At 41.6% G+C, this 12908-nt stretch carries 10 protein-coding genes; 3 read left to right on the top strand and 7 right to left on the bottom strand.

Annotated features, from left to right (window positions below; translation table 11 throughout):
- The first annotated feature begins 181 nt into the window (after window positions 1–181).
- The 3 genes from ACY8D0_RS05240 (at window position 182) to ACY8D0_RS05230 (ending at window position 4755) form a co-directional block, all read left to right on the top strand.
- Window positions 182–979 (top strand): SDR family NAD(P)-dependent oxidoreductase, encoded by a 798-nt coding sequence (locus ACY8D0_RS05240; protein WP_462409419.1) that lies wholly within the window; start codon window positions 182–184, stop codon window positions 977–979.
- Between the two features lie 437 nt (window positions 980–1416).
- The gene (locus tag ACY8D0_RS05235; protein ID WP_462409418.1) at window positions 1417–2427 is read left to right on the top strand and encodes a 2-oxoacid:acceptor oxidoreductase family protein; all 1011 of its coding nucleotides are present in this window, start codon (window positions 1417–1419) and stop codon (window positions 2425–2427) included.
- Window positions 2428–2442: 15 nt separating this feature from the next.
- Window positions 2443–4755, top strand: coding sequence for a thiamine pyrophosphate-dependent enzyme (locus ACY8D0_RS05230; RefSeq protein WP_462409417.1), 2313 nt, complete (start codon window positions 2443–2445; stop codon window positions 4753–4755).
- A 120-nt stretch (window positions 4756–4875) separates the two neighbouring features.
- Here ACY8D0_RS05230 and ACY8D0_RS05225 read toward each other — a convergent pair whose 3' ends face one another.
- The 7 genes from ACY8D0_RS05225 to ACY8D0_RS05195 form a co-directional block, all read right to left on the bottom strand.
- Window positions 4876–5337, bottom strand: a complete 462-nt coding sequence (locus tag ACY8D0_RS05225) for a 2-thiouracil desulfurase family protein (protein WP_462409416.1) — start codon at window positions 5335–5337, stop codon at window positions 4876–4878.
- A gap of 138 nt (window positions 5338–5475) precedes the next feature.
- Window positions 5476–6285, bottom strand: coding sequence for a methyltransferase domain-containing protein (locus ACY8D0_RS05220; protein ID WP_462409415.1), 810 nt, complete (start codon window positions 6283–6285; stop codon window positions 5476–5478).
- Window positions 6286–6464: 179 nt separating this feature from the next.
- A complete protein-coding gene (locus tag ACY8D0_RS05215) occupies window positions 6465–8045 on the bottom strand; it encodes an alpha-L-rhamnosidase-related protein (RefSeq protein ID WP_462409414.1) in 1581 nt (526 codons plus the stop codon).
- A gap of 51 nt (window positions 8046–8096) precedes the next feature.
- The gene (locus tag ACY8D0_RS05210) at window positions 8097–9146 is read right to left on the bottom strand and encodes a family 43 glycosylhydrolase (protein ID WP_462409413.1); all 1050 of its coding nucleotides are present in this window, start codon (window positions 9144–9146) and stop codon (window positions 8097–8099) included.
- Between the two features lie 46 nt (window positions 9147–9192).
- Window positions 9193–10068, bottom strand: coding sequence for a carbohydrate ABC transporter permease (locus ACY8D0_RS05205; RefSeq protein WP_462409412.1), 876 nt, complete (start codon window positions 10066–10068; stop codon window positions 9193–9195).
- Between the two features lie 17 nt (window positions 10069–10085).
- A complete protein-coding gene (locus tag ACY8D0_RS05200) occupies window positions 10086–11039 on the bottom strand; it encodes an ABC transporter permease (RefSeq protein WP_462409411.1) in 954 nt (317 codons plus the stop codon).
- Between the two features lie 93 nt (window positions 11040–11132).
- Entirely contained in the window at window positions 11133–12806 is a 1674-nt protein-coding gene (locus ACY8D0_RS05195) for an extracellular solute-binding protein (RefSeq protein ID WP_462409410.1), read from the bottom strand.
- Window positions 12807–12908: the final 102 nt, after the last annotated feature.

Raw genomic sequence — 12908 nt, 5'->3', positions numbered from 1 at the left:
GAAGCTGCCCAACCGATTGATTATTCTTTTCTATCACGCATTTGTCGAATTGTTTATAGGTCCTCAAGTAAAAGAAAAGCTCCCACAAATGTTAAAATAAATTGATAGAATGAATTCATATTAAATTAAGAATTAATTGCTTCGTGCAATTGGACTGCTAAAAATGAATTGGGGTGTTCAGATGTCTGATTATTCGTTTGTAAAAGAAAAAATTGCAGTTGTCACAGGAGCTGGAAGCGGGATAGGACAAGCGGTTTCAATGGGTCTTGCAAAAGCGGGAGCACTCGTGGTCCTGGTGGGACGATCGGTTGAAAAGTTAAAAAAAACAGCTGAACTGATTGAAGAGCTTAATGGTAACTCTGTGGTGGTATGTGCAGATGTCAATAGCATTGAAAGCGTGGAACTGATGGCGTCATCTGTTTTAGAAAAGGTCGGTGTTCCCTCTATTCTTATTAATGCCGCGGGGGTTCATGGTGAGATAAAATCGATTAAGGATAGTGACCCGCAACTGTGGATCGATACGATGCTGATTAATACGGCAGGGCCCTATCTTGTTTGCCGCGCTTTTGTGAACCAAATGATGGAGCTGGGCTGGGGCAGAATGGTGAATGTAAGTTCTGCCGCCTCTCTAGTCAAACCAAACGGCGTAAACAGTGCCTATGCGACAAGCAAAGCAGCCTTAAATCATTTTACCAGGCAGCTTGCATCAGAGTTGGAAGGAACAGGTATTACGGCCAATGTCATTCATCCTGGTGAAGTGAAAACGCAAATGTGGGAAAATATTAAGGATGATGCTGAAAAATCAGGGAATTCCGTCATGACACGGTGGGCTGATATGGTTGGACAATCAGGCGGCGATTCTCCCGAGAAAGCAGTCGAAGTCATCCTCGATTTATTAATGCCTCAATCTGATGAAGTAAATGGAAAATTTTTATGGATAAAAGATGGCATAAAAAAGCCAATGCCAAGTTGGGATTAAGAGAATTAACTATCCAATTTTTCTGCTTTTAGCCAAAGTTCTTCTAATGCAAATTGATATATAAGAATTTCTCATGATTCATGTTGTACATAGACCGGCGTGGGGGTATTAGGTCTTTTTTTGCGAATGCCCTTCTAAATATTCCCGAAACAATTCTATTTCTATATTCGATATTTCACTAGTTTAAGCCAACATTTTATAATTTTTACATTCGTCCACAGTTTATCTGTTATACAACAATTAATTATCTGTACTATATCAGAAGATTGATATAGTAAAACGCATCACATGTTAAACCAGCTAAATTAACGGTTACGGGTTATTTATATAAAAACTGTTGTAACTAATTTTATACCCTGTTACAATTAAATTGTATAATTGAAAGAAAATTTATAAAATTCCAATTGTAAGCGGTAACTATGTGAGGAGGGATTTTTTTGACAAAATTGCCAAAAACCAATGAGTTAGGTTTTTTTGAAATTCGCCTTGAGTCAATTGGCGGATTGGGCGCTAATTTGGCCGGGAAATTGCTTTCAGAAGACGGAGTTGTGGGAAACGGACTGAACGGAGTCGGTTTTTCCTCTTACGGGTCAGAGAAAAAAGGCTCTCCGGTAAAAGCGCACATCCGTTTTTGTGATCCAGATACCAACATCCGAGACACCACACCTATTGAACGCCCTCATGTAGTCGGCATTTTTCATGATGCCCTATTTAAAACCATCGATTGTACTAGCGGTATTTATCCCGACAGCACTATCTTAGTCAATTCACTAAAAACCCCTGATGAACTAAAGACTCTCATGAAAATTCCTGGTGGAACTATTGCTATCGTTGATGCAACGGGGATTGCACTAGAGGAGCAAACAAAGGCAAATACCGCAATGCTTGGAGCACTTTACCGTATTCTTGACTTCTTAGACCCCGAATCCATGAAACAGACCATCCGCCGAACCTTTGAGAAAAAGTATCCTCACCTTGTCGAGCCAAATATCCGTACTTTTGACCGAGGCTATAATGAAGTCACATTCAAAACCTTTTCTCTTGGTGAGGAAGCCGAGACAAAACCATTTACCAGAGCGGTTCCGTTGCTCGGGTTTCAAACTCAGGCAATTGGCGGTACCATCACAAATCCCGGCAACAGCATTTTAAAGGATTTAAGTATTTCACGTGCTGGTATGCTCCCCCATTTCCATCAAGAGAAATGTATCAATTGTGCTGCCTGCGACACAGCTTGCCCAGATTTTTGCTTCGTTTGGGAGGAAAAAGCAGATAAAAAAGGACGGCCCCAAATGTTTCTTAAAGGAATTGACTATCAATATTGCAAAGGCTGTTTGAAATGCGTAACAGCATGTCCAGTCGATGCATTATCCGGAGAAAGAGAATACAACGACGGTTACGCTGACAAGAACCGTGTTCCACATGTGTTTGACTTGGCTCTACAAAATTAAGAAAGGGGAATGTTCATGTCGATTGAAATCAATCAAGAAAATATAAGTTCTAATAAAGGAACGGTTGAACAAAGTATCGTTTTTGAATCCGGCAATGAAATGGCCGCATACGCAGCCCATCAAATTAATTATCATATTATGGGATACTTCCCCATCTCCCCATCCACAGAGGTTGCCCAATTCCTTGATGGGATGAAAGCCAAGGGTGAACATGATATCGTTTTAATTCCTGCAGATGGAGAGCACGGTTCTGCTGGGATTTGCTACGGAGCATCCACTGGCGGCGGCCGTGTGTTTAACGCTACAAGTGCAAATGGATTTCTATACATGTTGGAGCAGCTGCCTGTTCAATCTGGAACCCGCTTTCCAATGGTATTAAATCTAGTCAACCGCTCCGTTTCTGGCCCCTTAAATATTCACGGAGATCATTCGGATTTATATTTCGGGTTGAACGTTGGCTGGCCGATCTTGATGGCCCGCGATCCCCAAATTGTTTATGATATGAATTTAATGGCTATTAAACTGGCAGAAGATCCGGAAGTCCGACTCCCGGTGATTGTCTCGTTTGATGGTTATTTTACCTCCCATCAAAAAAGACGGGTTCAAGTCATCAAAACTAGAGAAGATGTCCATAAATTTATCGGTCAGGCACCGACTAACTTTCCTCATGCTTTAGACCGCGAGAATCCGGTGACAATCGGGCCTTACATGAATGAACCTGACTATATTAATAACTGTTACCAACAATCTGAAGCCATGTATAACGCTGAGCGGGTTTTTGAGAGAATTTCGAAAGAATATGCAGCATTAACGGGACGTGAATATCCTGTTCTTGATTTATACCGTATGGATGATGCAGAAGTAGCGGTATTTATGCTGAACTCTGCCGCAGAGGTTTGTAAAGACGTTGCCGACAGGCTTCGTTCCCAGGGAATAAAAGCTGGAGTTATTTCTCCAAATATGATTCGCCCCTTCCCGCAAAAGAAATTAGCAGAAGTTTTGAAAAACGTAAAAGCCGTCACAGTAGGTGACCGTGCAGATTCTTATGGTGCACATGGCGGTAACATGGGATTAGAGTTGAAAGCCGCATTGCAAACGTATGGAAATGTCCATACAAAAGTTATTAACCGCGTTTACGGTTTAGGCGGCAAGGATTTTTATGCCGATGATGCAGAACATTTTTTCCAATTAGCTAATGAAGCAGCAGAAACCGACCTTGTAACAAAACCTTTTGACTATTTCGGACACAATCCTGGTGCCCCAGAATCTGCACCTAAACGTGTCTTAAATCCTATGAAAAAAGAAGATTTGAAAACTGGTTTAATCACAGTTACACCTGATGAGAATACCGGTGAACTTAAGGTGAAAATTCCTCCTCTACGGAGTTTAACGAAAAAGCCGAAACGTTTAGCTTCCGGACATGGCGCATGCCCTGGCTGCGGAATTTTCTCTGGACTCGAACTGTTTTTTAAAGGGATTGAAGGAGATATCGTCGCATTATTCCATACTGGATGTGCTATGGTCGTCACCACTGGTTACCCATACAGTTCCCATAAAGCGACCTACATCCATAATTTATTCCAAAATGGTTCAGCTACACTCTCTGGACTTGTGGAGATGTTCTATGAAAGGAAACGCCGCGGGGAGTTAGCAGAATTAGGCCTTAGCGATGACTTCACCTTTGTGATGATAACAGGTGACGGCGGTATGGACATCGGCATGGGCCCTGCTATTGGAACAGCGTTACGAAACCATAAAATGATTATCCTTGAGTATGATAACGAAGGATATATGAATACAGGAAGCCAGCTCTCCTACTCCACACCAATGGGGCATATGACTAGTACGTCGAGCGTAGGCAGCTTTCAAAACGGAAAACCGTTCCATCACAAGGATACTGCCCAAATCATGGCTGCTACTCATATTCCCTATGTCTTTACAGGAACGGAAGCGTTTGACCGCGATCTATTAAAGAAAGCGGCTAAGGCTCAATGGTATGCACAAAATGAAGGGTTAGTTTACGGTAAAATCTTGATCACCTGTCCATTGAACTGGAAATCAAAGGATGAACTTGGGCAGACCATTGTTGAGGCTGCTGTGAACTCCTGTTTCTTCCCTCTTTATGAAGTGGAACACGGCATCACCACGCTCACCTATAACCCAGAGGAGAAAAAGAAACGCTTGGCAGTATCTGAGTGGTTAAAGCTCATGGGCAAAACGAAGCATCTATTAAAAGAAGAAAGCGGGAATATGCTTCAGATGTTTGAAAATGAAGTGGAGCGCCGTTGGAATATGTTAAAAGCAAAGCACGAGAGTCCTTATCTATAAAAAAAACAATCCACCCAAATAATTCAACTTGGGTGGATTGTTTTATATTTAGGGCATTCTTTATAAACCTTGTAGACTTTTTGAATAGAGTATTTTATGAACAACCAGTTTCTGCTAATTTTAGCTAGTGAAGGTTGCCGCAAATTGTTCTTCTGAGATTACTGTGAATCCATTTCTTTTTAATAAAGCAGAAGTAACCCCCATCCCCTCAAGTTTTTTACCAATGAATTCGCCGTTATAGATCATTGAACTTCCACATGATGGGCTGTACTCCTTTAAAACTACTACGGCCGCATTTACCTCTCTAGCTTTATTTAGTGTTGCATAAGCACCTTTTATGTAAAGTTCCGTTACATCTTTTCCTGACTTTTCAATAACCTTAGCTTTTCCATCGAGTACATCTTCTCCGTTTCCACCGATTATTTCAGCAGGTTCTCTGGGAGTTGAAAATCCGCCCAGTAATTCTGGACATATTGTAATAGCTTTATTTTGTTCTACAAGTATAGTTATTTCTTCATTCAAACTGTGCGTGCCGTTATATCTCACCTTCAACCCCGCTAAACAAGAACTTACCAATATCACATTTCTAGCTCCTTCAGCTTAATTCTATGTTAACAAACTTATCTGTTGAACTAAAACGTTAGTACAGTAATCTCAAAAAGCATCAATCCTTAATGTCTTTACGCCTCTTTAGTTGTAGCATCCTACTACATTATCATTTTATCTATCTCTTATGCCTTCAACCGCTAACATATACATGGTTAAAGATTGGGCATCCCGTACCATCCATTCCCTATATTCTTTTTCTGCATTAAGATATTCCCCCTCCGAAATAAAACCGTCTCTTTCCATTTGAGGTCCTCTACTTGATGCCGCATCAGCCCATATTCCAATGCGGATCTGAAAATCAGGATCTGTTTTCTTCATTACCTCGTGATGGGGAAAAATAGTAATATCTTTTAAACCAAGTCTTTGAAACATTTCAGGAAGGTGATCAGCAATAGAATTATCCATTCCTGCTTCCGTACGCCATTTTAAATAGGAAGAGTAAAAATGGATCATACTTGAAGGTGGCTGTGGTTCCCAAGAAATTTTCTCATGATTATAATCAACTATTAGAATGCGGCCGCCAATTTTGACAGTTGAGGTCATCGTTTTTAAGGCTTTCATCGGGTCTGACAGCCATACTAATACCCGTGAAGAGGTAACAATGTCAAATTTTTGTTCATAGGGAAGATGATAAATGTCACCATTTTCAAAATATAACCCTGGTATATCTCCATGAGTTTTGCGTGCTTTTTCGATTAGGTTTGGATTATTATCAATTCCTATTACAAGCCCATTTGGACCTACCGCTTCAGCTATTCCTCGTGTAATGGCTCCCGTCCCACAACCAACATCAAGGACGGCCATCCCTTCAGTCAGAATTTCCGCTAGCCTTCTGTGAGAGTGTTCTAGCGACCTGGAATCTAATACGTTTGTTAACTTTCCTGATAACTCTGCACGATTCTGAGCAATTTCTGCATCCAAAGAATATTCTCCTCCCTAATCAGTAATTCAAATTTTCTCTAAATTCAGTTTATCAGATTAACCGTCAAACAACAAAAAGGGATACATCCTGTGATGTTCCCTTTAACTACCATTAATACATACTTTCCCTATCAAGTTTTTAATATAAAAATTTGCTCAGATTCAGGATGGAAGATTCTTTATATTTTACTCAGTAACCCATATTTCCTAATAAGATAGGTTGGCGTACAACTCCAAGCATGACAATAGCTGTTGATTAAATGACTTCCATAAGGGGAAAATTGTTTGTTACTAGGATCATATAATTCCCAGAATGTATCGGCTCCATCTCGAATCATTCCGCCCCAGTATGCTTTCATTTCTTTTATAGCCCGCTCAGTTTCCCCTGAAACAAGTAAAGCTTCGATAAAATGATGATACAAGTAAGGCGTTGCCATACCTACTGCAGGCTTTTCTGTTAACAGATGATCCATCAGTTGCTTATTTTTATCCCTTGGAAAAACACCTGCCAGTACCATCCAAATCTGACTCGCCCATGATACTTGATGCTCCTTGCCACTGATAAAGAACTGCTTGTGGTCGTCCCATAAATATTGAAGGGTCCCTGCCTCAACTTCTTTTAAACGCTCCTTTAAAGTATCTTCTTCAGGGACTTTCAATTGTTCAGCCAGACGAATAGCTTGTTTCATGGTATAGATTAAGATTGCTTGAGATGAGGTCTGTTTATTTAAATCTTGCTGCCAATCAATAAATGACCACCATTCAGACGTATCTCGTATAATATGATTTTCATCTAGTTGTTCAAGCGCAAGTTCAACTTGGCGATAGGCTGTAGGCCAGAGTTCCTTTAACGTCTCTACATCGTTTGTTTCAAAATAATAATCATGCAAAGTTCCTGTAAAAAACAATGAATAATCGACAAAGTAGGTATCGTCGGCTATTAGATGTGGTTCAGTAAACACGTTTGCGGGAACTTTTCCGTTTGCATCGGGAACCCCAGCAAAAAGATACAGACATCGTTTCACGAGATCATTTGTCCCAAATGTTTCATAGTTTGCAAGTGCCTGCAAGCGCAGATCCCCCAACCATAGCCGGCGGTCTCGTTTGGGGCCATCTTCAAAAACATCCTGCATGCAATCGGCAAGCGTTTTAATACTGACTTCATCCATCTTCCGTAGTTCCGAATCTTGGCAGCGTATCGGTTCCACTGCATGAATATTGGCAGAGGTCACCGCCTTACATTCTACCTGTTCAAAAACAACACCGTATTTTGGCGAGGTATCCACTACCTCAAATTTCACAAATCTAAAGCTGTATCTGCGCGGCAAAGTGATGGTTGCTGGCAGGACATCAACAAAAAGGGTTTCTTCCTGCAGCCATGAACTACTTAGCCAACCTTCATAACTCTCAAAAGGTTCCCCCATTTCAACGGGCATCTCTCCCATAACCAGTTTAAGTTTAAGAGGGGCATCCGGCGGACTGCCTGCAGGGCGAATTTTAAAGGTAAGATAGCCAACTTGATGATTTCCAAAATCAAGAATAAAGGAATCTTTTTTTCGATAATCATTGTTTGCTAAAGTGGAGGCCGGAGCCATGAACTCCGACCTCCATCCATGAATCACATTTTGGTCCTTTTTGATTTCTACAATAGCTGTTGGATTCACCATGGTTTCCTGAAGCACTGGTTTTAATCGTTCTGCTTTCTCGATGAAAGGTTCATTGCGTATAATCACTTGATTTTCCAGTTTTTGAATGTTCATTTCCACTATCACCCGCTATCGACTAAGTCATTATTTATGTGCTAGATCCCTCTATTCATAATCTTCAATCCGCCATTCCTCTTTCCAATCCAAATAGGCCATCTTTCCGTCAAATCGGAACGGAAGCCACACATAATCCGCTTTTGTCGTATCCACGACAAATTCAGGGCCCCTCTCTACTTCTTGTTTGTCATAATCGGGGTTAAAGATTGTTTCAAATATCTCCGCCGACTTTTCATAAGGAAGTGAGGAAGACAAATCCGAAATCCAACGGTCTGCTAGTGCAATGTATAAATCCTTTTTACCTGGATGCTTAAACACAGAACAAATCTGTGAATGGAAAGAAGTATTCGTTGCGTCCTCTGGATGAGGATTTCCGAGCACCTCAAATGGACCATGAAATAGTTTGGAACAGGCTACCTCAGATGGATTTGGGAAATAACCGGTTGTTCCAGAGGTAACCAGATAGTGGAGCCCTTTTCGATAAAAATGGGCTGGTGCTTCTCTTACATATGGTGGGTAGGGTTGCGGGAAATGGGTGGAATAATACCCTGTCACATTTGTGTAGTCGTCTGTAAGGTCTGCACAAATCAGCTCGCTGTGTACTCTTTCAAAATAGTAATAGGCCTTGCCATCTGAAGGGTTGACCACTAGGTCGAAATCACCTGCACTCATTCCAAGTGGCATAAGATCTTGCCTGACCATGGTGTAAGGTCCTAGAATAGAATCCGCAATGAGCACAGTTGACTTCTGGCCCCCATCTTTTTGCATCACTTTTAACCAGCACACATATTTCTTTGTAAACCGGTTATAGATGATGTGCGGTCTGTCCATTAAGCTTGATGGGTGCAGCGGACAATTGGTATCTTCCAAATTTGGAGGGATAATGAGCCCTTTATCCTCCCAGTTGTATAGATCCTTCGAAGTATAACACCTGACTCCCCAATGCCATATCTCACTGCCGGGAAGAGTTTTTTCCTTATTTTCTCCATACCAATAAAACGTGTCATCAATATGCATGATGGATCCTCCATGTGCATGGATCCTTTCCCCTTTTGTGTCCAGCCAAATCTGTCCCGGTCTAATGGATTGATAGGTCATATGATTCCTCCTCTTAAAGTCTATAAGTATATTGTTTTTTAACCTGTTATTCCTTAACACTTCCCAAGACAATCCCCTTCATAAAATACCGCTGCAAGAAGGGATAAACGATTAGGATTGGGAGCGCCCCTACAAATATTTGCGCGGCTTTCGCCGTTTGATTATTCACTTCCAGCAACTGATTTAAGTCCGTGTTTGCCAGATTCATAATATCTGTTTGCACTACGATGGTTTGCAGATAGCTTTGCAGTGGATAATGGTCAGGAGAACTCATAAAAATGAGTCCATCAAACCATGAGTTCCAATGACCGACAGCAGCAAATAGAGTAGTCGTTGCCAATGCCGGCAAGGAAAGTGGAACATAGATTTTCCACATAATCGTCCAGTGCCCAGCCCCATCAATTAATGCCGCTTCCTCCAGTTCTTTTGGAAGACCTCGAAAGAAATTAAGCAGCAGGATGACGTTAAATACAGGGACGGCGCCTGGCAAAACGAGTGACCAGATACTATCAAGCAAACCGGTATATTTCACAACCATATAGGTGGGAATGAGTCCCCCGTTAAAAAGCATGGTCAACACGAATATCCAAACATAAACGGTTCTTCCCCGAAAATTTTTTGAAAGTGGATACGCGGCAAGGATGGTCAAAATCATATTGAGAGGTACCCCAATGGCAACCCGCTTCAGTGTGACAAGGATGGACTTGAAAAAGGCGGACTGATTTAGTACGTATTCATAAGAGGCAAACGTAAAGTCTATTGGCAGTAATTTCACTTTTCCTGCGGCCGCGGCCGCGTTTGAACTAAGTGACATGGCCAGCGTATGGACTAACGGAAAAATACAAACCAGAGACACCAAGATTAAGAATGTATAGTTGAAAATTACAAATAACTTCCTGCCTAACGAGTTACGCGTAACCATGGCTCCTCACTCCCTTCTTAGAAAATTCGATAATTGGCAAAACGAAAGGCAAGGATATAAGAAACCGATACTAGAATGAAAGAAATCACCGATTTGAATAGCCCCACCGCGGTAGCCACAGAATATTGGGCATCCACAAGGCCGAGCCGGTAAACAAATGTATCGATGATATCCCCTGTTTCATAAACGGTCGGACTATAAAGATTGTAGACCTGATCAAATCCTGCATTCAGTACATTCCCGATACTAAGAACTGATAAAAGGACGATGATTGGCGCTATACCAGGCAATGTAATGTGCCATGTCTGCCTCCACCTGTTTGCGCCATCTACAACAGCCGCTTCATATAACGCTGGATTGATTCCTGTAAGTGCCGCTAAATACACAATGGTATTGTAGCCAAACTCTTTCCACACATCCGTCGTGATGATCGTGGGACGAAACCAATCGTTGTCACCCAAAAAATAGATTGGTTTCACACCGAACCAACCGAGGACTTGGTTAACAATTCCAGTTGATGGTGACAAGATATCAATTAAAATGCCCCCAAGCAAAATCCAGGAAAGAAAATGAGGCAAGTAAATGAGAGTCTGCACACTGCGTTTAAATTTTTCCCTTCTTATTTCATTTAAAAGCAGCGCAATCGTAATCGGGACGACTAAGTTGGCAATAATTTTAAACACGGAAATGACGAGTGTATTCCATATGACGCTTGTGAAATTCGGTAATTCAAGCACGTATTGAAAGTTTTCAAATCCTACCCATTTGGACCCTGAAAAACCAAGTGCTGGAATGAACTTTTGGAAGGCAATCACCAGCCCTAACATCGGTCCATAACTGTAAACAATGACAAATATGATAGGAGGTAACAGCATCAGATGAAAGGGAAGTTGTTGTTTCCATGACCGTTTCTGCCTATTCGTGGTTAATTGGAGGGAAGCATCCGTCCTTTCCAATCCTGTTTTTCCCATTTGAATTTCCCCTCTTTTCCCCATAAAGAAGGTGAGGTTGAGGAGAGCCTCTCCTCCCCACCCCGCTTCCTTCTGATTTAAAGCTACTGTCATCTATTTAGACTTCGCCCAATCATTCACTTCCTTCGTCAGTTGATCACCGCCACTGCTCTTCCAGTTCTTGACGAATTTATCAAAACTATCAACAGATTCACCCATAATGATTTTCGTAAATGTTTCAATTTCTTGCTGTTTTAAAATGGATTGTTTGGTCGTCATGGTTTCTGTCGGCGGTCCAAAGAATCCATTTGGATGCAGCCCGTTATTTTGCACATATTGATTAATGACTTCGTACGAACCTTGTGGACCGAATACTTTGTCAAATCCCCAATCGGTTACATCTCCATTGCCTTCTTCCATATTGACCGAATGTTTATAGGCATCCAATTCTTCAGCAGTAAGACCTTTGGGATCCTTATTGGATAATGCAGCCACTACATCCTGATGGATTTTCAAGTTCTTTTCCGGTTGTGCTGCGATGACAGGCGTGTATTGCCACACTGAGTTTCCATTCGCTTGAGAATGTGCCGTCCAAACATCAGGCGGAGTACTTGGATCGAACATGTATTTAACAGCCACGTTGAGCATTTTAAACACAGCTTCCGGATGCTTTGCTTTTTTGCTCACCACAAGGTACGAACCAAGATCAAGCGATGGGATTTGGGCAAGGGCCGGATCTTTGTCAGCTGAAACGATTTTGTACGCTTGCCAATCCGCATTCGGATCGTTTTTCTTGTTGTCCCCCAATTGCATAAGGGATAACGGCATCGTTCCGTAAGTCATCCCGATTTTCCCAGAGGCTATCAGTTCTCCTTCTTTCGTAGCGTCCTTAACGCCAAATTCCTTATCAATCTCTCCATTTTTATACATTTCTTGAAGTTTTGCCAAAGCCTCCTTCATTTCAGGCTGGATACTTCCATATACCAAATTTCCTTTACTATCTTGGATCCATTGCTGTGGGTAGGCGTGGAAACCATTAAAGAAGCCCTCTAATGATCCAGATGCCTGGCCAAATAAGTCCTTTTGCAATGTAAAACCATACGTATCCTGTTTGCCATTGCCATCCGGGTCATTTTTTGTAAACGCTTTCGATATATTCAGCACGTCATCCACCGTTTCTGGAGCAGAAAGATTTAGTTTTTTCAACCAGTCATTGCGGATCCATATCACCGGTGATGAGTCGAGTGTGGCTCCCCCTGCAGCAAATCCCATTAATTTTCCATTAAACGTGCTGGAAGAAATTCCGTTCTTGGTTTGCTCAGCAAATTGTTTAAGCAGGGGGGACGAATATTTTTTGTAGTAGCTTGTTAAATCCATGATTTGCCCGGAATCGCTCAACTGCTTTAATTGGACGCCATTGACATAGAAGAAATCGGGTAAATCACCTGAGGCAATCGTCACGTTCAGTTTCGATTCATATTGCGAACTATCGACACTCCAAACGTTTTTGATTTTAATTCCCAGTTCGTTCTGATAATCTTTTGTCCAGATGTTATGGTCAAGGTCTTCTCCGGCGATAAACTTCATGTTGGGGTCTAGTGAACGAACAGTGGTCAATGTGATCGGCTTATCATATTTGCCAAACTGTGGATCCTTTTCACTGGTTGAATTTGGTGAATTTGTCTCTTGTTTGGTGTTCGTACTGGTTTCCTTCGTACAAGCTGTAACGACCAAGCTCAAGCAAAGGGCGGCAGTGACAGCTGCCATTTTCCTCTTCGTCCCCTTCATTTTTTCTCCCCCTTTTGAATTCGATTTATCATTCTGCTTTTAGTATAAATTCTGACATGACCGCTGTATATTTCACTCTTTTTAGAAACATGGTCTTTTATT

Source organism: Neobacillus camarae (assembly GCF_054950115.1).
The sequence above is the reverse complement of the archived record's forward strand: the minus strand, read 5'-3'. Positions and strand labels throughout refer to the sequence as shown.